The sequence below is a fragment of the Pseudomonas sp. EU05-FHT14B02 genome, assembly GCF_058791055.1.
Map to the genome: position 1 here is coordinate 72,908 of NZ_JBYTDD010000031.1, position 23,243 is coordinate 96,150.

Here is a 23,243-nt window from a genome sequence, read left to right on the forward strand (position 1 = left end):
TGCAGGATTGATTGAGGTTTGTCAATTGAAGGTGCAATCCCCGGGGGAAAATAGTGATCAGCCCATCTTGGAGGTACAGGCCATGAACGTTAAGGGCATGCAGCGTACTGACAACCGGTCACCTCGTATTCTGGCCATTTGCCTGGCCTCGCTCATGGGCTGTACCGGGACGAACGAAGACGCAGCGCAAGAAACGTCACCGATGTCTGCAATCGCCATGGCTGACAATGTGTGTTCGCTGTGCCATGGGCTGACGGGAGAGTCTGTCTCGCCGAAGGTTCCAAAATTGGCGGGCCAGCAAAAAGACTATTTGACGTCACAGCTGACCGACTTCACACAACATAGGCGTAGCAATGCACCCGGTAATCGGTACATGGGGGGATTGACCCGTTTGACCGGGACTCAGATCGTCGAACTGGCCGAGTATTTTTCGAGCCAGAGTGCAATGAAGGCGCAAACCGATACGCCGGATACGCGCGGTGAATCGATCTTCCGCCAGGGCTTACCGCAGACGGGCATCGCTGCATGCAGCGCCTGCCACGGTGCGGATGGCCAGGGCAACGGGAAAGTTCCACGGGTGGCGGGTCAGCATGCAATGTATATGGTTCGCCAGATCCTGCTGCTTCAGCAAAGCGTCCAGCGCCCCCACGGAGCCCCGATAAAACAGGTGGATCATGCATTGTCTCAGGCGGATGCCGAATCCGTCGCGCAGTACATGGCGACACTCGGGGCCAGGCAATGATCGCTGGACAGGCGGACGGCAACGACGCGATCGCGGCGATTTTCGACGGATTTGCCGACCTGCTTGAGCTAGAGGACGCCAACCCCTTCCGGATCCGGGCGTATCGTAATGCGGCGCGTACGCTAAGGGCGTTCACCGGCGAAATCGTCACCTGGGGCGATGGCGCCTTGCATCAACCGTTGCGCGCCACCTTGCCTCACGGACTGGCCCAGTTACCGATCGCGGTTGCAGGCGATGAGGCTCAACTCAAGACGCTGGCGTGTTTGTTACCTGAATACGACGACAGGCAGTCCCATGTTGCTCAAAAGGTCACAGCGTGGCGAACTTGTGACAGCCTGCGACCATTTTCTTGAGCTCATCCATATCAAGTATCTTGACGTCGCGGCCGGTGACCTCTACCAGTCCCCGGTCACGCAGATGCGCTATGCCCCGGCAGATGGTTTCCAGGCGCAGGCCCAGGTAGGAGCCGATTTCCTCGCGGCGCATTTTCAGCACAAAGGACCTGGAGGAATACCCACGCATATTCAACCGGCGCGAGAGGTTCAACAGGAAGGCGGCCAGGCGTTCATCCGAATTCATGTTGCCCAGCATCATCAGCATGTCGTGGTCGCGCACGATTTCCCGACTGAGGATCTTGTTCAGGTTGTGCTGCAGGGAGGGCATTTCCCGGGCCAGTCTTTCCAGTTGCAAGAAGTGGATGGGACAGACTTCGCTGTCTTCCAGAGCGAATGCATTACAGGTATGGCTATCAGTGCTGATGGCGTCCAGCCCGAGCATCTCGCCGGGCATCTGGAAACCCGTGACCTGTTCACGACCGTCGACCGAGAGCAGGCTGGTCTTGAACGAGCCGATCCGCACCGCGTAGAGCGAACGGAAAGGATCGCCCGCTCGATAGAGGGCAGCACCTTTTTTGACCCTGTAGCGCTGCACGATCAAGGTATCTAAACATTGTATTTCGCTAACGGTCAGTCCAAGCGGCAGACATAGCTCCAACACACTGCAATTGGAGCAGGCCGTTTTCAGTGAGTGATTCTGAAACGGTTTGGATTGAGCCATGGTCCCAATGCTCCGGATTGATAGGTTAAGAATAGCGCTGCAGGTCGAAATTTTATTTTGCTACGCGTCTGCAGCCTTAAAACCAGACGAACGGATAACTTCATAACGCCTGCGTCACTTTCGCGGCCATTGCGAAAGGTGTGTGTTGATTCAGCTTGAACACGGGCTCCGGGACTTGATGTAGATCAAGTCGCAAGTGCACCAGACTTTCAAAATTGAGAAAAAGTGGCTGGGTTTGGAGCCTTCGGCGGAGAAAATCATGAGTGACTTTCTGAATGCTGAGCAATTGGAAGGGCTGGATGCCTATTGGCGGGCATCCAACTATCTGGCTGTCGGGCAGATCTACCTCAAGGACAACCCACTGCTCAAGGAGCCGTTGAGCCTGGCACACATCAAACCGCGGTTGCTCGGCCATTGGGGGACGGCTCCGGGGTTGAACCTGATCTATACGCACCTGAACCGACTGATCAACGCTTATGACTTGAACATGCTCTTCATGGCAGGCCCGGGCCATGGCGGCCCGGCGGTAGTGGCGCAGACGTACCTGGAGGGCACCTACACCGAATTCTGTCCGTCGGTGGAGCGCAACACCAATGGTCTGGTACGTCTGTTCCGGCAATTCTCCTGGCCCTATGGCATTTCCAGTCATGTTTCGGCGCAAATTCCCGGCTCGATTCATGAAGGTGGCGAATTGGGCTATAGCCTGGCCCATGCCTTCGGGGCCGCGTTCGATAATCCCGATTTGATCGTGGCCTGTGTGATCGGTGATGGGGAGGCGGAAACGGCAACGCTGGCAGCCAGTTGGCACTCCAACAAATTCCTCAACCCGGCGCGAGACGGCGCAGTATTGCCGATCCTGCATCTCAACGGCTACAAAATCGCCAACCCGACGATACTCTCCAGAATCAGCGAGGACGAACTGTCGGCGCTGATGTGTGGCTATGGCTACGATCCGTATTTCGTCGAGGGCGATGACCCGATGGAGGTGCACCAGTCGCTGGCCAGAACCCTGGACACGATATGGCTCAAAATTGCGGAGATTCAGCGCGTCGCGCGCCGCAGTCCGTCGAATCAGGCACCGGAGCGCCCGCTCTGGCCGATGCTGGTGTTACGTACGCCCAAGGGCTGGACCGGCCCCAGGTTCGTCGACGGCCATAGAGTCGAAGGCACTTGGCGGGCACACCAGGTGCCGTTGGCCGATTTCCAGCAACCACTCCACATTCGTCAGTTGGAAGACTGGCTCTATAGCTACCGTCCGGATGAATTGTTCGATGCTCATGGCGCCTTACTGCCCGAAATCGCCGCATTGGCGCCTACCGGACACCGACGCATGAGCGCCAACCCCCATGCCAATGGCGGCTTGCTACTGCGACCGCTGGATCTGCCGCGATTTACAGACTATGCCGTGAAATTCGCCCTGCCCGGCAGCTTGCGTGCGGAGGCGACGAGGGTTTTGGGCACCTATTTGCGCGATGTGATGAAAAACAGTCTGGCTTTGCGTAACTTCCGACTGTTCGGCCCGGATGAAACCGCATCGAACAGACTGGATGCGGTCTACGAGGTCAGCTCCAAGGTATGGATGGACCCGACTGAGCCCGAAGACCTCAACCTGGCGGCCGATGGGCGGGTGATGGAGATCCTCAGTGAACAGGTGTGCGAGGGCTGGCTGGAAGGCTATTTGCTGACAGGGCGTCACGGACTGTTTTCCTGTTACGAGGCGTTTATCCATATCGTCGATTCGATGGTCAATCAACACGCCAAATGGTTGAAAACCGCTGCCGAAGTACCGTGGCGTAAGCCTATCGCCGCACTTAATTACCTGTTGACGTCCCATGTCTGGCGTCAGGACCATAACGGTTTCTCCCACCAGGACCCGGGGTTTCTCGACCTGGTGGCGAACAAGAAATCGGACCTGGTACGGATCTACCTGCCACCCGATGCCAATTGTCTGTTGTCGGTGGCGGACCACTGCCTCAGATCCCGTGACTACATCAACGTGATCGTCGCCGGCAAGCAACCGGAATGGCAATGGCTGGACATGGATGCCGCCATCAGGCACTGCCAGATGGGAATAGGCCGGTGGGACTGGGCCTGTCGCGAAGATGGCGATCCGGATGTAGTGATGGCTTGCGCCGGTGACGTGCCGACCCTGGAAACCCTGGCGGCCGTGACCTTGTTGCACGAATACGTACCGGATTTACGGATCAGAGTGATCAATGTCGTCGACCTGATGGTGTTGCAGCCTGCCACCCGGCATCCCCATGGTTTGCCGGACACCGCCTTCGATGAGTTGTTTACCGTCGATAAGCCGGTCATTTTCGCCTTTCATGGCTACCCTGCGCTGATCCACCGGCTGGTGTACAAACGCAGCAATCATGAAAATTTTCACGTGCGCGGGTTCATTGAGGAAGGCGCGACCACCACGCCGTTCGACATGGCGGTGATCAACAACATGGACCGTTACAGGCTGGCGCTGGATGTCATCGAGCGGGTGCCGCGGTTGCAGGATCAACGGCAAACGGCCTGGTCGCGCTATTGGTCGACCATGGAAAAACACAAGCTCTACCTCATTGAGTACGGGCAGGACATGCCGGAAGTGTTGAACTGGCAATGGACGCCTGGGACGGGGCGCTGACGTCCGGTAGGACGCTCGTCTGCGTTGGACTTTTACCTGACTGGAGGCCTGTCATGAGCCAGTACCAACGGTTGTTGCTGATAATTGATCCGACGTTTCGCCATTCCCAGGCGATCCAGCAGGCTGCGGCGCTGGCCAAGGCCAGCGGCGCCAGTTTGCATGTCGCGGCGCTGGTTCCCGCAATCAAAGGATTGTGGATGCTTGAGGAACGCGACAGGGCACAGCTGTGTGAGGACTGCCTGCGCCCCCATCGAGACTGGCTCAAGGAACAGACCGACCCGCTGCGTGACAGAGAGATCGCAGTGACCACGCAAGTAGCGTGGGCCAAGGACCTCGAGCAGGACATCATCGATTATGTCTCCGACATGCAACCGGATCTGTTGATCAAGCAGATCCAGCATGAGTCGGCATTCAAACGGGCAATCTTCACCCCGCTGGACTGGCACCTGCTGCGCCATTGCCCAGTGCCGGTGTACCTGCTGGGTGGCAGCAGCCACGTATTACCGCGCAAGGTGGTGGCTGCGGTCGAAGTGACTGATGTCGAGCCGGCCGACAACGCATTGAACGAACGGATCATCAAACAGGCATGCGGCCTTGCCATGCAATGCAATGCCGAACTGCATCTGTTGTACGCCTGTGCTATCTCGGCGGCGTATCTGGCGGACTGTGACGGCCTTACCCTCGCCGAACTCACCAAGGCGCTTGGCACGGATCTGCAAAAAGCCTTCCTGAAGCTGGCTGGCCAGTTCGGCGTGCCCTCCGATCGTCGACACTTCATCGAAGGGCACCCGGTCGCGGTCTTGAGTGAGTTCGCCCACGACCATCAAGTGGATGTGATCGTCATGGGCAAAGTCCAGTCCCGTGGTATGGGCAAGCTGTTGGGCAGCACCACCGAGCACATTCTGTATCAGGTGCCGTGCTGTGTTCTGGCGGTTTAGGGGCGCGTCCGGCAAGGTACCTCCTTCGTGACCTGCGGCGGTATGTCGCTCACTTGGGCAGGCGCGGGAGCCGGCTGTACAGGCCTGAGCGGAGGAAACTCTTCGGGCGTGAGCGTTTCCTTTTCAAGCAACAGACGGGCCCCGGCGTCCAGATCGGCGCGACGACTGGCAAGCAACGCCTTGGCCCGCCCGTACGCCTCATCGAGCAAACCACGAATGCCGAGATCGATTTCCCTGGCCGTTTGTTCCGAATAGTCCTTTTCTCCAAGGCCCGGCAGACGATCCCCGAGGAACGTCGCGTTTTTGCGTTCCAGCACCGACTGGCCCAGCTCGCTACTCATTCCGAATCGTGTGATCAATTGCCGGGCAATGTCGGTGGCGTGAACCAGATCATCGGCCGCCCCGGTAGATATCTGGCCATAGGTAAGGAATTCGGCCGCGCGTCCGGCCATCAGAACGACAATCCGGTCTTTGAGCATTTGGCTACTGATCAGGAAGTGATCTTCAGTGGGGCGCTGCAACGTGTAACCCAGCGAACCAATGGCCCGGGGCACAATCGAGACTTTGTGCACAGGATCCATGGTTGGCAGACTGCTGGCGGCCAGGGCATGCCCCATCTCGTGATAGGCCACCACTTGGCGCTCCTCGGGGCGCAGCACGCTGCTCTTGCGTTCGACGCCGGCGACAATGCGCTCAACGGCAGCGGTGAAATCATCGAGGCTGACCGCATCGGCGGCGCGGCGGGTGGCGACGATGGCGGCTTCGTTGACCAGGTTGGCCAGATCGGCACCGGTGAAACCCGTGGTGAGGTCGGCAATACGCTCGCCATCAAGGCCGGGTTCGACGGTTATTTTTTGCAGATGGACTTTAAGGATCGCCTGGCGGCCCTTACGGTCCGGGCGATCGATCAGTACTTGGCGGTCGATCCGCCCAGCGCGTAGTAACGCAGGGTCGAGAATCTCCGGCCGATTGGTCGCGGCGAGCAACACGACACCTTCCCGGGGATCGAAACCGTCCAGCTCTGCCAGCAACTGATTGAGGGTTTGCTCCTTTTCGTCATTTGCGCCGACGATGCCGACGCCGCGCATTTTGCCCAGCGCATCCAGTTCGTCGATGAAAATGATGCAGGGTGCCGCCTCCCGCGCTTGCTCGAACAGATCGTGAACCCGGGCGGCCCCCACCCCGACGAACAGCTCGACAAACTCCGAACCGGAGATCGAGAAAAACGGCACGCCGGCTTCACCGGCGATGGCTTTGGCTACCAGAGTCTTGCCGGTGCCAGGAGGGCCGACCAGCAATGTTCCCTTGGGAATGTGCGCACCCAGGCGCGCGTATTTGGCCTTGTCCTTGAGGAACGAGACGATCTCCACCAGTTCGGTCTTGGCTTCATCGATGCCCGCTACATCGGCGAAGGTCACGCCGGTATCGCGCTGGACAAACACCTTGGCCCGGGACTTGCCGATGTTCATCAGACCGCCCATGCCTTGTTTTTCCGCCAACCCGCGAAACAGGAAATGCCAGATCACCATGATCAGCACAAAGGGCAGGAGCCAGCCCAGCAGGCCGTTGAGGAAGGTGTTTTCATTGACCCCGGTGAAGCCGACACCTGAACTGGCGAGGTCCGTTGCCAACGCCGGATCGACCCGAACCGTGGAAAACAGGGTGCGGCCCTCGATAGGTTCCTGCAACTTGCCGCTGATCTCATTTTTCTCGATCCGTAAATCGCTGAGTTTGTGTTCATTGAGCAGTTGCAGAAACTGGCTATAGGGAAGGGGCTGCACCACTCGGCGGTCAATCAACAGAAATTGCACCAGGGTCAGCGCGATAAACGCAATGGCAAAGAAAGACAGGTTCCATTGATGATTTTTTTTCATGGCCATGGCTCGCAAAGGAGGGGGCATGGAGCGGGGTACGATTGCCATTGGATCGCCCCGGGCAATGATGGACTTCCCGGGGCGATGATTCAGGCGATCAGCAATTGGTCGTCCACTTTGCTGACACCGGGCACCGCCCAGGCAGCACGTTCGACGATTTCACGTTCACGCCAGAAGTGCACTTTGCCTTCAAGTTTCACAACACTGCCTTCGACCTTGATACGTATGCCCCTGGCATCGACTTCAGCGTTGCGCTTGAGGGCGTCTTCGATACTTTGCTGGATATCGAACACCTTCACTCTGGGGCGCAGGGTGATGCGATTGTCCACGCCCACTACGCCCGACAGTTTGCGCACGGCGCTTTCGGCGAGTTCCTTCTGATATTGCCAGTCCACTTGACCTTCCAGGGTTACCCAGCCTTTTTGCACGATGACCTTGATGTCGCCTTCGGGCGTATCGGAACGCCACGAGATGATGTTGACGGCGCGGTTGGCAATGGTGTCATCGGCCGTACCTGCGCCTTTTTCCAACCGGACCTGTATTTCCTCGGCCACGGCACGTACGCCTTTGATTGCCTTTACCGCACGTTCGGCGCTGACTTTCTGGGCGTAACTTTTCACGTGACCGGAGAGTGTCACAACCCCGTTGTCCACGCTTACGCCAATATGGGCAGCGTCGATATCGGGTTGAAACTCGAGCTCTTCCAAAATGGTTTTACGCAAGCTTAAATCGCTCATGACCGTGTCCTGTTCCGGATGACTGAAATGCACGGGCTGCGAAAGCCCATTTCTTTTTCTACGCCTGCGCGATACGAAGACATTGAGCTAAATCAACAAGGCTGAAGTGGACCGCCCGGCTATTCGCCAGACGGTTTTTGATAAATGTCAGACGAGCGAGCACAGGCACTGTGCCTGCGCCACGGGAAGGTTATTGGAAGTGCATCGCCACTGGCGGAAACGACAACCCCGGTATCAATGCAGTGCCGGACTGCCGGTGACGAGTGAAAGGGTTTATCGCGAACCACCTCAGCCATGCCGGTAGCGCTTACGCCCTGCCCATTGCCGGCTTCCCGGCAATGGGCAGGGGATCACCGGACTCACTCGCCTTTGATTGGCACGGTTTTATCCGCTTTCATGGCTTCGGGCTTTTTCGGCAGCGAGACACTCAGCACGCCTTTGCTGTAACTCGCTTCGATCTTGTCGGCGTCCACGCCTTTGGGCAGGCTGAACATCCGCTCGAAGGATCCGTAATGACGCTCGCTCAAGTAATAGCCCTTTTTACTTTCTTCCTTCTCCTCTTTCTTTTCTCCTCTGATGATCAGATTGCCGTTGGACAGCTTGATCTCGATGTTCTTCTGATCCATGCCGGGCAGTTCGGCGGTGATTTCGAAGCTCTTGTCTTTTTCGGTGATGTCCACCGCAGGCAAACCATAGCCTTTCAGTTCACTGCGCCAGAGCGGTTCAATATCGAACAGTCCACGACTGAAGGGCGACATCAATGATCCCCGATTGAAATCCTCGAACAGGTGATCGACCTGTTGCCGAAGCTTTTCAAAGGGCCGCCAAAGCTCTGTCGTCACGGGAGCCTGACTCGATTTTTCGTCTGTATGGACCTGCATTTTTTTTGCGGAATTGCTCATTTTCAACACTCCTCTCGGATAGGAGGCGGACCGCGTACATTCCTTTGAGTAGTCCGCCCCAAAAGACCAGACCCCAGATACCGGTATTAGAGAGTCAGCGTCCCTGACCACAGCACCCACCCGGCGTAGACTGCCGCCGTCCAGATCATGATCAACAGTCCCGTCTCGGGCCCATTGAGCGGTTGTCCCTGACGAGCCCTCAAGGTGCCCAGGAAAATCAACGAGCCGGGGGCATAGAGCAACGCGCTGAGCAGTATGTATTTGGGCCCGGCGGCATACAGCAGCCACAGGCAATACAGGGTGGCGACCGAGGCGATGGCCATGTCGCGCAGTTGCAGGGCGCGGTGGCCGGCGTAGGTCTGGCCCTGCCAGGTCAGCTTCAATGCATACAGTCCGCTGAACAGGTATGGCAGCAGAATCATCGACGTGGCAAGAGAGATAAGGGCCAGGTAAGTGGCGCTCGAATACAGGGTCAGCAACAGGAACAGCTGAATGCAGCCGTTGGTGATCCACAGCGCATTGACCGGCACCCCCCGGGTGTTTTCCACGGCGAATGTCCCCGGCATGACCTTTTCCTGTGCAGGCGTGAACATCGATTCCGCCGCCAGCAGCGTCCAGGCGAGCAGGGCACCGCCCACTGAAATGATCAAGCCGACGCTGATCAGGATCGCTCCCCACGGCCCGGCTGCCGCCTCTAGCACACCCGCCATCGAGGGGTTCTTCAGGGCCGCCAACTCCGGTTGTTTGAGAATGCCCAGCGACAGCAGCGACACCGCAATCAGCAGCAACAGAGTGATGACGAAACCGATAACCGTGGCACGACCGACATTGGCCCGCTGCGCTGCGCGGGCGGAGAACACGTTGGCACCCTCGATCCCGATGAACACCCAGACGGTCACCAGCATGGTGCTTTTGACTTGGTCAAGGGTGCTGCCCAAGGCCGGTGTGCCCCAGAAATCGACTGCGAAGGTTTCACGTTGAAACGCGGCGATCACCAGCCCGATGAACAGCAACAAGGGCACGATCTTGGCTGCTGTCGTCAACCCGTTGGCGCGTATCGCGGTGCCCATCCCCCTGAGGATCATCCAGTGCAACGACCACAGCAGCACGGACGCTCCGGCAATTGCTGCTTTGTTGTTGCCTTCACCGAACAGAGGGAAGAAAAAACTCAGCGCAGCAAAAAGAATCACCAGGTAGCTGACGTTGCCGATCCAGGCGCTGATCCAATAGCCCCAGGCGGAGTAAAAGCCGAGGAAATCGCCGCCCAGCCCCCGCGCATAAGCAAACACGCCGTTGTCCAGCGCCGGTTGGCGGTTGGACAAGGTTTGATAGACCAGCGCCAACGACAACATGCCGACGCCAGTGATCAACCAGCCAATCAGAATCGCTCCGGCGCCGGCACTCGCCGCCATGTTTTGCGGCAGGCTGAAAATGCCACTGCCGATCATTGAGCCAACTACCAGGGCAATCAGCAGACTCAGGGACAGACGTTTGGGCTCAGCCTTTCGCAAGCTGCCTGCCATTGGGGCAGCGGCTGTCGGCGGAGCGATCGGTTGGGTGCCATGCACATGCGTAGCCATGAGAAGCCTCCACAAGTCGAGAGTTGCTGCTTCCATCGAATGCAATGGTGCGACTGCTGATTCTGATTCTTGCGAAAACGTCCCCAGCCGGTTTGATGTAGATCAGAAACAAGACGAAGACCTGGTCTGTCCATCGCCTCAATGGCTCAGCCCTGGCCGACACAAAAGACTTTCAACTCCTAAGCTCTACTTGATCAGTGGCAGATGATTGATCACCAGAGATAGACAGTGTTTCGAGGTGCGCACATCAATGTTCAGTAAATGGCTGGACCCCATGCTTTTGCTGCTCACAACACTGGCGCTGCTGGCCGGGGGCGTTGCACATGTAGCGCAAAAGCCTGACTGGGCCTCGATGTCTTGGGCCGCAGGCAGTCTGCTGATGGCCTTGGTGCTGCTCGTCGAGATCGCCGGACGGCTGGCCCGGCGCGAAACGGGTGTAGACCTGATCGCACTGCTGTCGATCACCGCCGCCCTGGTTTTTCAGCAGACGCTGGTCGCGGCGGTGATTGCCTTGATGCTGGCGACCGGACGCACCCTGGAGTTTTTCACCAGGCAACGAGCCGAGCGCGAACTGCGTGCGCTGATCGATCGTGCGCCACGTTTTGCCTGGTTGCAGGAGGAGGGCGGTTTGCGCCAGATCCCTGTTGAAAGCATCCAGCCGCATCAGACGTTGCTGGTACGCCTGGGAGAGGTGGTACCGGTGGATGGCCGATTACTGAGTCCTGCGGCCATTCTTGACGAATCGGCACTTAGCGGTGAGTCCTTGCCCGTGACCCGACGAGAAGGCGAGCAATTGCCCAGCGGCGTATCCAATGTCGGCGCCCCCATCCGGCTGGTCGCTACGCGAACCGCCGCGCAAAGCACCTATGCCGCAATCGTGCGGTTGGCCGAGGCGGCACGCCGTTCGCGCGCGCCTTTTGTGCGATTGGCCGACCGCTACGCGCTGTTCTTCATCCCGCTGACGTTGCTGATGGCGGCATTGGCCTGGCAAATGAGTGGCGACCCCTTGCGAGCGTTGGCGGTGCTGGTGGTGGCCACACCTTGCCCTTTGATTCTGGCAGTGCCCATTTCGATCATGTCCGGGATTTCCAGGGCTGCCCGGCGCGGCATACTGATCAAGGACGGAGCGACCCTGGAAGCGCTGGCCGGGATCAAGCAGATTTTTTTCGACAAGACCGGCACGCTGACCAGTGGGCACGCCCGCCTGCAGTCGATCGAAGTCAAGGGCCTGGCCGACTCGCAGCAATTGCTTGGCCTGGCCGCCTCGCTGGCACAGGCCTCGACGCACCCTGTCTCCCAGGCCATCGTCGAGGCGGCGCAACAGCGCCATTTGCCCCTTAGCGTTCCGAGCGAGGTGGAAGAAAGTCCGGGTTCGGGGCTTTGTGGAGTGATTGATGGCAGGCGGGTGCGATTGGGCACGTTGTCTTTTGCTCACAAAGACGCCCCCGAGACCGACTGGGCCGCCGCCATGCTGCGCCATATGGATTACCTGGCGTGCAGTGGCAGCTTCATAGAAGTGGATGGGCAGCTCGTCGGCCTGTTGGTTTTCGCAGATACCGTTCGGCGCGAAACCCCGCAAACGCTGCGTCGATTGCGCAACAAAGGTATCGAGAGGATCGTCATGCTCACCGGTGATCGCCTGGAAACCGCCGAGATGATCGCACTGTCTGCCGGAATAGACGAACTGCGCGCCGGCTTGACCCCGGAGGATAAAGTGCGTGCCGTACAGGAAGGTTGTTTGCGTACCAGCACGCTGATGGTCGGCGATGGCATCAACGATGCTCCCGCATTGGCGGCGGCGAACGTCGGTGTGGCGATGGGGGCCAACGGTGCCACCGCTTCTTCGCAAGCCGCCGGCGTCGTGCTGCTGGTGGATCGTCTGGATCGCCTGGTCGAGGCACTGGACATTGCCCGACGAACCCGCCACATCGCCCGCATGGGCGTGCTGGTCGGCATGGGCCTGTCATTGCTGGCCATGGTGGCGGCTGCCCTCGGCTACCTGGCACCGCTGGTCGGTGCTGTGGTGCAGGAGGGCATTGATGTGGTGATCATCATCAACGCATTACGGGCATTGGGACCGATGTGGGGGCGCCGGCAGGAAAAGCTGACCGCGCAACATATTGATCGCCTGCAGGATGAACACCGGCAATTGTCCAGTGTGTTGAGTGACCTGCACCAACTGGCCAGTGACTTCGCCCGGCGCCCGGTTGCGCAAGCGCGAACCGACTTGCTGGAGCTGGTCGACAAACTGCAAACCTCATTGGCGCAGCATGAGCGCGATGATGAACACGCGCTGTACCCGCTGCTAACGCGAAGCCTGCCGGGCGAGGACCCTATGTCTGCCATGAGCCACGCTCACCGCGAGATTTTTCGCCTCATCCATCTGATAGCTCGTATGAGCCGCGATTTTAGTGCCGATCCTGCAACGGCCTCTTCCAATGAGATTCAGCATCAGCTGATTCGGCTAGACACCCTTGTGCGACTGCACTTTGATCAGGAGGAGGAGTTGTTCCGCTATCTTGATAGGCGCTAAAAACCTTAGTAAGGCACAACGCTTTTGCAACTAACTGATCCATTGTCTTGTGCCGGAAATTTTATAGTTCGAGCCACTCGAAGGGCGTTGGAATCTGTTGATCCTGTTCTACCTGTTAGAAAACCGCTTCGGCTAATTTTTTTGTCACCTTCAGACTTCGTTAAGAAATGGCTTTGATACTCCTCCCCAATTGATCCGGGGAGAAGTTTTCCAATGTCCGATTTCAACTGGAACGTTCAGTTGCCACTGCACTTTGGTCTGGCCGAAGCACAGCAGATGTATCTCGTCAGGGCCTTGCCGGACGCTCCGCAGCGGAGCGTCTTCGAAGCCTTTATCCAGCAACGTTTTCATAAGGCCCACGGTGCCGATATTCGCCATTTCATGCCGGAGCTGTTTGGCATGAGCGATCCTTCCGGTGCGCTTTGTGCGGTGGTCGGCGTACGTCTGGCGAGCGCCGGGCCGCTGTTTCTGGAAGGTTACCTGGACGAGGCGATCGACTCGCTGATTGGTTCCGCGGCCGGCCACGCCGTAAGCCGCTCAGCCATCGTCGAGGTGGGCAACCTGGCTGCCAGCGACACCGGCAGCGCACGGATGAGCATCATCGCGATGACCTACCTGCTCGCCATGGGAGGGCTGGAGTGGGTCGCCTTTACCGGGAACCTGGGGCTGGTCAACAGCTTTCATCGTCTTGGCTTGAAGCCCATGACGTTGTGTGCTGCCGACCCGGAGCGCCTGGGCGAGGACCGCCATGCCTGGGGCAGTTACTACGAAAGCAAGCCGTGGGTTCATGTTGGCAATATCCGCTCCGGTTTCATTCATTTGCGCAACATAGGTCTGTTCAGTCGCCTGGGCTTGCCAACCTCCATTGAAGGGGCCTGCCATGTCGCCTGAAATAGAGCGATTCAAACAGACCCTGCGTCATCATGCTGAGCAAAAAACCAACGCCATTGCGTTGTGGGGCGATCATCTGAAACTGGACTACGCCACGCTGTCTACCGAAGTCTTTCATCGCCAGCAGCGTCTGCGCAATGACCGGGTCAAGGTGCTCGCACTGGCGCTGGACAATGGCGTCGAAGCCATGTTGTGGGACCTTGCCGCGTTGTTCGAGGGTTTGACCTGCGTGGCCTTGCCGCCTTTTTTCAGCCCGGCACAACGCATGCATTGCCTGGAGCAAAGCCAGGCCGAACACGTCATTGCGGAACCGCAACTGCATGATGAACTGCAAGCGGCTGGATATCAGAAGTGCGGCGAGTTCTGGCGTCGCACGTTCAGTGGCTTGAACCGGATGCCTTTAGGCACCGCCAAGTTGACCTTTACCTCGGGCACCACAGGCACACCCAAGGGCGTGTGCTTGAGTGCAGACAGCATTTTGCGGGTCGCTCGTGAGCTGCACCTGGCCAGCCAGCCCACCGCCCCGCAACATCACTTGGCGCTGCTGCCGCTCGCCATTTTGCTGGAGAACATCGGTTGTTACGCCGCACTGTATGCCGGCGCTACCTTGAGCCTGCCTAGCCAGAAAACCCTGGGAATTCAAGGCGCCAGCGGTGCGGATGTGCCCCAGCTGTTGGGATGTCTGGCCAGCCGTTCGCCCCACAGCCTGATTCTGGTGCCGCAGTTGTTGCTGTTGCTGGTCAACGCTGTCGAGCAGAAGGCTTTCGACCCACAGCATCTGCGTTTTACCGCTGTGGGCGGTGCCCGTGTCAGCGAAGATTTACTGCATCGCGCTCAAAAGGTGCGCATGCCCGTCTATGAAGGTTACGGGCTGTCCGAGTGCGCGTCGGTAGTGTGCCTCAATCACCCGCAAGCACGGCGCCCCGGCAGTGTCGGACGGCCATTGCCCCATGTGGAGATTCGCCTGGCGGACGACGGCGAAGTGCTGATCAAGGGTTCAACCTTGCTGGGCTATCTGGGAGAGGCGCCGCACACAGCCCAGTGGTGGCCTAGCGGCGATCTCGGCGAGTTCGACGCCGAGGGGTTTCTCTACCTCAAGGGACGCAAGAAACATCAGTTCGTCACCAGTTTCGGGCGCAACGTAAACCCCGAGTGGGTGGAAGCCGAATTGACCCAGCGCGGGCCTGTCGCCCAAGCCTTCGTCTATGGCGAGGCCATGCCTCACAACCATGCGCTGCTCTGGCCCCTTCGCCCCGACTGCACAGACGAACAACTGGCCGCCGCCGTGGCCCAGGCCAATGAGGCTTTACCCGAGTACGCCCAGGTCCATCACTGGAGCCGCCTCGACCAACCCTTCACTCCCACCAACGGCTTGCTCACCGTCAATGGCCGGCCCCGCCGTGACGCTATCGTCGAGCGCTACCGGGCGCAATTGGCCGAATCTGCACTTTCCGAGGAATCCGCACCATGAGTTTTTTTGACACGCTGCAACAAGCCACTGAGCAAGAGCGCATTGAGTTGTTCAACTTGCCGATCATCCGGGATGCGCTGCAGGGCGACGTCAGCCTGGAAAGTTACCGGGCCTTTCTGGCTCAGGCCTATTACCACGTACGCCATACCGTGCCGCTGATGATGGCCTGCGGTGCGCGCCTGCCATTGCGTCTGGAATGGTTGCGCGAAGCGGTATGTGAATACATCGAGGACGAATATGGTCACGAACAATGGGTACTCAATGACATTCAAGCCTGCGGCGGTGACAGGGACGCTGTACGCGACGGGCGTCCGTCATTGCCGATCGAATTGATGGTCAGCTTCCTCTACGACCTGATTGCCAGGGACAATCCGGTGGGACTGTTCGGCATGGTCAACGTACTTGAAGGCACGAGCATCGCCTTGGCCACACACGCCGCCGGCAGTATTCGCCAGCGCCTGGACTTGCCGGAAAACGCCTTCAGTTACCTCAGCTCCCACGGCTCTCTGGATATCGAGCATATGCAGACCTACCGTCGATTGATGAACAGTCTTGAAGACCCGGGCGACCAGGCCGCCGTCATTCACGCCTCCAAAGTGGTGTACCGGCTCTACACCGATATGTTTCGTGGCTTGCCGCGTAACGGGGAGAATCTGCATGCGCCTGTCTGAAGCTCGCGTCGTGTTGACCGGTGCCAGCGGCGGCATCGGCCTGGCCATTGCCGCCGCACTGTGCGCCAGTGGTGCCCATGTACTGGCGGTGGCTCGACATCGGGAACCCTTGGTGCCGCTGCTTGAGCGTTATCCCGATAACCTGTGCTGGGTCCGTGCGGACCTGACGTTGCTCAGCGACCGCCGCCAGGTGCTGGCGCGAGCCCGGGGCATCGGCGGCATCAATCTGCTGATCAATGCGGCCGGGATCAATCATTTCGCCATGCTTGAACAACTGGATGACAGCGAGATCAATTCGATGCTCGCGGTGAACATCAGTGCGCCGATGTGCCTGACCAAGCTGATGTTGCCTCTGCTCAAGGAAGCCGATAGTGCCATGGTGGTGAACGTAGGTTCGACCTATGGCTCCATTGGCTACCCCGGCTACGCCAGTTACTGCGCCACCAAGTTTGCCCTGCGCGGGTTCTCCGAAGCCCTGCGCCGGGAGCTGGCAGACACTCGGGTCAAAGTGCTTTACGTTGCCCCGCGAGCGACACGTACCAGCATGAACAGCCCGGCGGCCCAGGCGCTGAACGATGCGCTCAAGACCAATGTCGACGATCCGCAAACCGTAGCGGCCGCGGTAATTCATGCCATTGCCGGTGACCGTCGCGACTTGTACCTGGGGTGGCCCGAGCGTTTTGCTGTACGCCTGAACAGCTTCCTTCCCCATCTGGTGGACCGTGGTTTGCGCAAACAATTGCCGCTAATCCGCCGCCTGAGCCAGAAACCCGACCAGGAGAGTCTCGAACCATGAAAAAGATCATCGTTTGCCTGCTGCTCGGCGCATTGAGTCAGAGTGTCTGGGCGCTGGATGCTGCCGACCAGCAGCGTCTCAACGGTATCCAGCAAAGCTGGGCGCATATTCAGTACGAGTTGCCCGAGGGGCAACGACCTGCTGCTTTTGAAAAGCTGGCCGCTCAGGCTTCGAGCTTCAAACAGGAACGCCAAACACTGGCTGAGGCCTGGATCTGGTCTGGCATTGTTACCAGCAGTTGGGCGGGCGCCCAAGGAGGGCTGGGTGCGCTGAGCAAGGTCAAGGACGCCAAAGCCGATCTGGAAACAGCCTTGACTCTGGACCCCAAGGCCCTGCAAGGTTCAGCCTATACCAGTCTGGCGGCCCTCTATGACCGCGTACCGGGTTGGCCCATCGGTTTCGGCGATTCGGACAAGGCCGAACAGTTGCTCAAGCTGGCATTACAAATTAACCCCAACGGCATCGACAGCCTGTACTTCTGGGGCGATCACCTCTACCGTCAGAAGCGTTATGTTGAAGCCAGGGCAGCGCTGCTAAAAGCCTTGCAGGCTGCGCCTCGACCTGGCCGCGAGAGCGCTGATACCGGGCGCCGCAAGGAGATCGAAACGCTGTTGGTGGACGTGAACAAGAAACTCGGCTGACAGGAGATCCTGTGCGTTTATTACTCATAGAGGATGACGTTGCGCTCGGCGAGGGCATTCATCAGGCCCTCAGCCGGGAAGGTTATACCGTCGACTGGTTGCAGGACGGCAACAGCGCCTTGCACTCGCTGCTCAGTGAAATCTTCGATCTGGCGGTGCTCGACCTTGGCCTGCCACGCATGGACGGTCTCGAAGTGCTCAGGCGCTTGCGTGACAGCGGTTCCAATCTGCCGGTGTTGATCCTGACCGCGCGCGATGCCACCGAAGACCGTATCGCCGGTCTGGATGCCGGTGCCGATGACTACCTGATCAAGCCTTTCGACCTGGCAGAATTGAAGGCGCGCATACGTGCGTTGCTTCGTCGCAGTGCCGGGCGGGGACAATCGCTGATCGAACACGCAGGTATCACCCTGAACCCCGGCACCCAGCAAGTCAGCTACAAAGGCGAGTCAGTGGCCCTGACGCCCAAGGAGTACCAGTTGCTTCACGAACTACTCTCGCCACCTGGCCGGGTAATGACTCGCGATCATCTGATGCAGTTGCTGTACGGCTGGAACGAGGAGGCCGAAAGCAACACTCTGGAAGTGCACATCCATCACCTGCGCAAAAAATTCTCCACCGATCTGATCCGTACCGTCCGAGGTATCGGTTACCTGGTAGAGGAGCGTCGATGAGCTCTATCCGTCGTCGTACACTGGTCCTGATCATCGGCCTGATGCTCGCAGGCCTGGCCGTGATCAGTGTGTTCAATCTGCACGACAGCAACCACGAAATCGCCGAAGTCTATGATGCCCAGCTGGCCCAGAACGCTCGCCTGTTGCAAGGCGTCATGCGTATGCCCATGGTGAGCAAAGACCATGCGGATCTGTACAAGGCTTTCAACCAGGCCCTGAACGAGGCGACGCCCAGGGCCGACGGGCATCCGTATGAAACAAAGATCGCGTTTCAGGTGTGGAACGCCAAGAACGAAGTGCTGGTACATACGGCCAGTTCTCCGTCCTTCAGCACACCTGCGGTCATACCGGGCTTCAGCGATGTAGTCGACCTGAATAACCGGCATTGGCGGGCCTTCCTGCTTGAAGACAAGCAGAACAACCTGCGCATCTGGGTGGGTGAGCGCGACGACGTGCGAATGGACCTGGTGGACCGAATAGTACGCCACACGCTGTGGCCTAATATTCTGGGGAGTCTCTTGCTGGCCGCCATGATCTGGCTGGCCATCGGCTGGGGATTGAAACCGCTGGTCAATATGGCCGCAACGCTGCGGGCCCGGAAGCCCGGCTCACTCGAACCCTTGCAATTGACGCCACTCCCCACTGAGCTTGAGCCCATGCAGGCCGCCCTCAATCGCATGCTCGCGCAAATTCAGGAAGTCATGGGGCGCGAGCGACGCTTTATCGCGGCTGCCGCCCACGAAATGCGTACACCTCTGGCCGTGCTCAGGATTCACGCGGAAAATCTGATGGAGGCAAAGAGTGAAGAGGATCGTTGCGCATCGCTCGAATTCTTGATTGCCGGCGTGGACCGTACCAGTCGACTGGTTAACCAATTACTGACGATGGCTCGTATTGAGCCTGTGACAGGGACTGAACCGCCTGCACCTATTGATCTGGCGAGCACCGTTCGCGACAGCCTGGTTCAGTTGACCCCCTGGTTGCTGAGCAAGGGGTTTGAACTGGTTTATGAGGTCAGCGACGACATCGGTCTTGCGAGAATCGACCCGACCGCGATTGATATTGCCTTGAACAACCTGGTTACCAACGCGGCGAATTTCTCCCCCAAGCACGGAGTCATCACTGTAAGGCTGGTCGAAAAGGAAAATAGCTTCGAGCTGTCTGTCGAGGATGAGGGGCCGGGCATCAATGAGCAAGATCGCGATCGCCTTTTCGAGCGTTTCTACAGCCGCGGAAATGATCAGGGTGCAGGGTTGGGGCTGACCATCGTCAAGGCTATTGCAGATCGTTTTGGTGGGCAGGTAAAACTGGAGAATCGTATCCCTGCGGGATTGCGCGCTACGTTGGAAATCGGTCGTTTATGACTCGACCATTGACAGTTTGAGAGACTGTTATTGGGTGTGGATTCAACCCATAGCTGACATTGCCAATCAATAAAACGGCTATCAGATGCATCGATTCCCAATGGCTGGCGATGCGTATCTCAAACTACGTTGTGTGAAGCGCCGGTCGCTATCAGTCAAACCCTCCAGTTCAAGCATTTGTGTCCTGCATCGGCAACCTATCTACGAAAGTCGTTAGATACCGCGGTTGTTACGGAGTAGTTCGCCGGTTCGCGCTAATAGGCGGAATCCGTATGTCCGCCTCATGTCTCCCTGGGTGTGGTCCAAAGGTTAGAAATGGATTTCAGCGGTCTTGAGTCCCAAGTCTCGAAGCTCGGCGATCAAGTCATCCAGATGCCCGAAAGACTCGACCTCCTCGTTGTCATCAACCAAGAAATAACTTCTACCGGCGTCCTTCTTGAAGAACACAATCCACTCCTTGGGGTTGGTCGGGTTTGCGATCACATGGGTGTCGAAGGTCACGCCTTCGGCATGTTTGCTTTTCACCGCTTTACGATTCATGTCAGTCACCACGCTACACGCGCTGTCGAATTTTCTATTTGCAGTACGCGCTCGTTCAGCCTCATGCGAGGCTTCACTATAAACATTTCCAGCCGCACTACACAGTGGATTCAGGGTATTTCAATTAACACCATATGTTAATATTATGCACATGCATCCACTGAGGAGCTAGCCATGATTGCGATAGGAGAGGCATGGAAGGCAGGGTTGTTGGGGCGAGGGCACTGGCTTCGCAATATGGTGTCTGGCGTGATCGTAGGGATCGTGGCACTTCCCCTGGCAATGGCGTTTGCCATTGCGTCTGGCGTCAAGCCTGAGCAAGGCATCTACACCGCAATCATCGGCGGCCTACTGGTTTCACTCTTTGGGGGAAGCCGCTTGCAGATTGCCGGGCCGACCGGTGCATTCATCGTGATTCTGGCGGGAGTCACGGCCAAGCATGGCGTTGACGGCCTGCAAATCGCCACGATGATGGCGGGGGCCATGTTGTTTTTGCTGGGTATTACCCGGCTCGGTGCAATCATCAAGTTTATCCCCGATCCAGTGATCGTCGGATTCACCGCGGGCATCGGCGTGATCATCTGGGTCGGACAGTGGAAAGACTTTTTCGGTTTGCCGGCAATCAGTGGAGAGCACTTCCATGAAAAGCTCTGGCATTTGCTACAGGCTCTCCCGGATCTTCATATGGCCACTACCCTGTTGGCTGCACTCAGTCTTTTCCTGGTGATCACCGCTTCCAAAATTCCCGGTTTCAAACGGGTGCCTGGCCCGCTAGTCGCAATGGCGGTCGCTACAGCGATACAGACAACCTTTCATTTCGAGGGAGTCGCCACGATTGGCAGCTCATTTGGTGGCATACCTCAAGGTCTTCCAGTGTTTAGCCTGCCTGAAATCACGCTGTCCCGCGTCATCGATTTGATTGGTCCGGCTTTCACTATCGCCATGCTTGGAGCAATCGAATCACTGCTGTCCGCAATGGTGGCCGATGGCATGGCGGGTACCAAGCATGATTCAAATCAGGAACTGATCGGGCAGGGGGTGGCCAACCTGGTCACGCCATTGTTTGGCGGCTTCGCAGCTACCGGAGCCATTGCCCGTACTGCAACCAATATCCGTAACGGCGGCACGAGCCCACTGGCCGGCATTACGCACGCTGCCACCTTGGTGCTTATTATTTTGTTCCTGGCACCCTTGGCCTCAAACATCCCACTGTGCGCCCTGGCCGCCATTCTTTTCGTGGTCGCGTACAACATGAGCGAGTTGAGACACTTCAAGCGCATGGTGCAGCGAGCCCCACGCGCAGACGTATCCATCCTGCTCATCACCTTCAGCCTCACAGTGTTCAGTGACTTGGTGATCGCCGTGAATATAGGTGTCATTCTCGCGATGCTGCACTTCATGCGACGCATGGCCTCATCTGTGGAGGTGCAGCAGATAGTCGAGCACGAACTTGAAGAAGAGCTGAGGGCCAGCGGGCATGCTCGACTGCCACCAGGGACACTGATTTACACGATTGAAGGGCCATTGTTCTTTGGCGCGGCTGAGACCTTCGAGCGTGTGTTAGCACAGACCCATACTGATCCACGCCTGCTGATTATTCGTCTGAAGCGCGTACCGTTCATGGATATCACGGGCTTGCAAGTACTGGAGGAGGTTATTCAGCAGCTGCACAAGCGCAATGTCGTGGTGAAACTCTGCGAAGCGAACACGAAGGTGCTCGGCAAGCTCGAAAGGGTAGGGATCCTGCAAGAAATCGGCCCGGAGCATTACCACGCCGATTTCAACATCGCACTGGCCAACGCGGCCAGTCACGTAGAGGGTACGTCGACACTCTAGAGGCTAACTGTCCGTGTTGGATTATGACTTGGTGTTGGTGGCATGCTTACTCTTGGTCGAATAGCTGGCACCGTGAGTATCCAGATAGTCGCGAATCAGTTGACGGACCACCTGTGAAGACGTCAGGTCTTGTGCAGCACAGAGTTCCTCGAAAGCTTTTTTCTTGGTGGGGTCAATGAGCACAGTGAGGCGCGCAGTCTTGCTTTCCATGGGGTATTCAATCGCTTAAGTCGCTGGATGTTAATCAAATTGTAATTGCCTTGTTCAGTGCTGTCACTGTACGGGCGGCTTGCTGCTTACCCACAAGTACAGATTTGGTTCTCGCGGTGGGTGAAGAGCCGGATCCGCTTCGATCAGGTTTCGCTCGAATCGGGTACCGATCCTGCTTTTTTACGTTGCGGTTAACCGAGCAAAGCTGCTCGTAGCAATCGTCATAGAGAAGGCAGGGGTGGGACTACCATTTTTTGCGGTCAGTTTAATAACTAAACTAAATAGCCGTTTAGTTTAGTTATAACTGTAAATCAGCAAAAGAGTAGGGTAGCTCATCCTTGGACGCTATCTTCCAAAAAAATGAACGATATCGCTCAACAGAAGCTAGCAATAAGGGAAAAAACATCAATCGATCACTTCCCGGGCTGGATGCTCGAAAGCGCGCACAGCTACCTGAAAGCAGCCGAGCTGCTGGATGCGCAACATCTGCCACACGTAGCACAAGTCAATGCAGCGACGAGTATGGAGATCCTGCTAAAGAGCTTTATTTCGATTCCAGACCAGCACCAGGGAACGACTGGGGAAACCTGCGTCCTCGATAAAGAGGCAATCAAGACGGCTCACAAACGTCTTCAAGACTCGGGGAAAACTGACCACGGCCAACGTGTTGATTGGCATGATTTGCTAACGTTGTTTCATGCCGTTCCTGAACAGATCAGGCGCAGCCTGGCACTGGACAGCCAAGAAGAATGCTTTGAAAAATATCAAAGTGTGTTCACCAACACCCGGTATCCATACGAGTCCAGCTGCGCGAAATCCTCTGACCCGATGCTGATGAGGATGCTGCGGTGGACGTTGGCCAACGTGGTTGGTTATCACAAGGAGCGCGGATCGCAGGATTCATACATTGTGAGTTACATCGCCAAGCAGCAAGCTGAACCAGGTGATGCGTAAGAGGCAGTGCCTGCCTTTAAATCTGACCACAAGAGCCCCTCAAGCCCGTATGTTGTACTTCGCATAATGTATATTATGTTAAACCAGATGCTATGTTAGAAATGTTCATGAGCTTCGTAAGTGTGACGCCTGATGAAAAAGTAGAAAATGACTGATTAAAAAAAATACCAAGATATCAGTGAGATGCAGCATTCTCCG

21 protein-coding genes are annotated in these 23,243 nt (G+C 57.6%); 14 read left to right on the forward strand and 7 right to left on the reverse strand.

Features of this window, described 5'->3' with window-relative positions:
- Positions 1-82: 82 nt before the first annotated feature.
- Both AC3WTM_RS24245 and AC3WTM_RS24250 read left to right on the forward strand, forming a co-directional pair.
- The gene (locus AC3WTM_RS24245; protein WP_102670286.1) at positions 83-742 is read left to right on the forward strand and encodes a c-type cytochrome; all 660 of its coding nucleotides are present in this window, start codon (positions 83-85) and stop codon (positions 740-742) included.
- Positions 739-1,095, forward strand: coding sequence for a helix-hairpin-helix domain-containing protein (locus AC3WTM_RS24250; RefSeq protein WP_102670224.1), 357 nt, complete (start codon positions 739-741; stop codon positions 1,093-1,095). Before AC3WTM_RS24245 ends, AC3WTM_RS24250 begins: the two co-directional genes overlap by 4 nt.
- Here the strand turns inward: AC3WTM_RS24250 and fnr are convergent.
- Complete coding sequence (gene fnr / locus AC3WTM_RS24255; RefSeq protein ID WP_102670223.1) at positions 1,052-1,798, reverse strand: fumarate/nitrate reduction transcriptional regulator Fnr; 747 nt, start codon at positions 1,796-1,798, stop codon at positions 1,052-1,054. The two genes, AC3WTM_RS24250 and fnr, sit on opposite strands and share 44 nt — an antisense overlap.
- Before the next feature lie 259 nt (positions 1,799-2,057).
- Here fnr and AC3WTM_RS24260 point away from each other — a divergent pair, with 259 nt between their 5' ends.
- Together AC3WTM_RS24260 and AC3WTM_RS24265 are read left to right on the forward strand one after the other, a co-directional pair.
- On the forward strand, positions 2,058-4,433 hold the full coding sequence (locus AC3WTM_RS24260) for a phosphoketolase family protein (protein ID WP_102670285.1): 2,376 nt from the start codon (positions 2,058-2,060) through the stop codon (positions 4,431-4,433).
- Positions 4,434-4,486: 53 nt separating this feature from the next.
- On the forward strand, positions 4,487-5,371 hold the full coding sequence (locus tag AC3WTM_RS24265; protein WP_102670222.1) for a universal stress protein: 885 nt from the start codon (positions 4,487-4,489) through the stop codon (positions 5,369-5,371).
- Here AC3WTM_RS24265 and ftsH read toward each other — a convergent pair.
- The 4 genes from ftsH to AC3WTM_RS24285 form a co-directional block, all read right to left on the reverse strand.
- On the reverse strand, positions 5,368-7,245 hold the full coding sequence (gene ftsH / locus AC3WTM_RS24270; protein ID WP_102670221.1) for an ATP-dependent zinc metalloprotease FtsH: 1,878 nt from the start codon (positions 7,243-7,245) through the stop codon (positions 5,368-5,370). The genes AC3WTM_RS24265 and ftsH overlap by 4 nt on opposite strands.
- Before the next feature lie 89 nt (positions 7,246-7,334).
- Entirely contained in the window at positions 7,335-7,982 is a 648-nt protein-coding gene (locus AC3WTM_RS24275; protein ID WP_102670220.1) for a BON domain-containing protein, read from the reverse strand.
- A 359-nt stretch (positions 7,983-8,341) separates the two neighbouring features.
- Positions 8,342-8,884 carry an Hsp20/alpha crystallin family protein gene (locus AC3WTM_RS24280; protein WP_102670219.1) on the reverse strand — a complete coding sequence of 181 codons (543 nt, stop codon included), beginning with the start codon at positions 8,882-8,884 and terminating at the stop codon, positions 8,342-8,344.
- Positions 8,885-8,970: 86 nt separating this feature from the next.
- Positions 8,971-10,407, reverse strand: a complete 1,437-nt coding sequence (locus AC3WTM_RS24285; RefSeq protein ID WP_256585974.1) for a basic amino acid/polyamine antiporter — start codon at positions 10,405-10,407, stop codon at positions 8,971-8,973.
- Between the two features lie 307 nt (positions 10,408-10,714).
- On the opposite strand from AC3WTM_RS24285, the gene AC3WTM_RS24290 reads away from it, so the two are divergent.
- The 8 genes from AC3WTM_RS24290 to AC3WTM_RS24325 all read left to right on the forward strand — a co-directional run bounded on the left by AC3WTM_RS24290 (position 10,715) and on the right by AC3WTM_RS24325 (position 19,505).
- On the forward strand, positions 10,715-12,997 hold the full coding sequence (locus AC3WTM_RS24290; RefSeq protein WP_102670217.1) for a heavy metal translocating P-type ATPase: 2,283 nt from the start codon (positions 10,715-10,717) through the stop codon (positions 12,995-12,997).
- A gap of 213 nt (positions 12,998-13,210) precedes the next feature.
- On the forward strand, positions 13,211-13,888 hold the full coding sequence (locus tag AC3WTM_RS24295) for a thermostable hemolysin (protein ID WP_102670216.1): 678 nt from the start codon (positions 13,211-13,213) through the stop codon (positions 13,886-13,888).
- Positions 13,878-15,359, forward strand: a complete 1,482-nt coding sequence (locus AC3WTM_RS24300) for an AMP-binding protein (protein WP_102670215.1) — start codon at positions 13,878-13,880, stop codon at positions 15,357-15,359. Before AC3WTM_RS24295 ends, AC3WTM_RS24300 begins: the two co-directional genes overlap by 11 nt.
- Positions 15,356-16,030 (forward strand): iron-containing redox enzyme family protein, encoded by a 675-nt coding sequence (locus tag AC3WTM_RS24305; RefSeq protein WP_102670214.1) that lies wholly within the window; start codon positions 15,356-15,358, stop codon positions 16,028-16,030. The genes AC3WTM_RS24300 and AC3WTM_RS24305 overlap by 4 nt, the downstream gene beginning before the upstream one ends.
- Positions 16,017-16,826, forward strand: coding sequence for an SDR family oxidoreductase (locus AC3WTM_RS24310; RefSeq protein ID WP_102670213.1), 810 nt, complete (start codon positions 16,017-16,019; stop codon positions 16,824-16,826). Before AC3WTM_RS24305 ends, AC3WTM_RS24310 begins: the two co-directional genes overlap by 14 nt.
- Entirely contained in the window at positions 16,823-17,467 is a 645-nt protein-coding gene (locus tag AC3WTM_RS24315; protein ID WP_102670212.1) for a tetratricopeptide repeat protein, read from the forward strand. Before AC3WTM_RS24310 ends, AC3WTM_RS24315 begins: the two co-directional genes overlap by 4 nt.
- 11 nt (positions 17,468-17,478) lie before the next feature.
- Positions 17,479-18,141 (forward strand): response regulator, encoded by a 663-nt coding sequence (locus AC3WTM_RS24320; RefSeq protein WP_102670211.1) that lies wholly within the window; start codon positions 17,479-17,481, stop codon positions 18,139-18,141.
- Positions 18,138-19,505, forward strand: a complete 1,368-nt coding sequence (locus tag AC3WTM_RS24325) for a sensor histidine kinase (RefSeq protein WP_102670210.1) — start codon at positions 18,138-18,140, stop codon at positions 19,503-19,505. The genes AC3WTM_RS24320 and AC3WTM_RS24325 overlap by 4 nt, the downstream gene beginning before the upstream one ends.
- A 309-nt stretch (positions 19,506-19,814) precedes the next feature.
- Here AC3WTM_RS24325 and AC3WTM_RS24330 read toward each other — a convergent pair whose 3' ends face one another.
- Positions 19,815-20,045, reverse strand: coding sequence for a hypothetical protein (locus AC3WTM_RS24330; RefSeq protein ID WP_032828974.1), 231 nt, complete (start codon positions 20,043-20,045; stop codon positions 19,815-19,817).
- A 174-nt stretch (positions 20,046-20,219) separates the two neighbouring features.
- On the opposite strand from AC3WTM_RS24330, the gene AC3WTM_RS24335 reads away from it, so the two are divergent.
- Positions 20,220-21,881, forward strand: coding sequence for a SulP family inorganic anion transporter (locus tag AC3WTM_RS24335; RefSeq protein WP_102670209.1), 1,662 nt, complete (start codon positions 20,220-20,222; stop codon positions 21,879-21,881).
- Positions 21,882-21,902: 21 nt separating this feature from the next.
- Here the strand turns inward: AC3WTM_RS24335 and AC3WTM_RS24340 are convergent, their stop codons facing one another.
- Positions 21,903-22,091: a ribbon-helix-helix protein, CopG family gene (locus tag AC3WTM_RS24340; RefSeq protein ID WP_102670208.1), complete on the reverse strand. Its 189-nt coding sequence runs from the start codon at positions 22,089-22,091 to the stop codon at positions 21,903-21,905.
- A gap of 360 nt (positions 22,092-22,451) precedes the next feature.
- On the opposite strand from AC3WTM_RS24340, the gene AC3WTM_RS24345 reads away from it, so the two are divergent.
- On the forward strand, positions 22,452-23,045 hold the full coding sequence (locus AC3WTM_RS24345; RefSeq protein WP_256585971.1) for a hypothetical protein: 594 nt from the start codon (positions 22,452-22,454) through the stop codon (positions 23,043-23,045).
- The last annotated feature ends 198 nt before the right edge of the window (positions 23,046-23,243 follow it).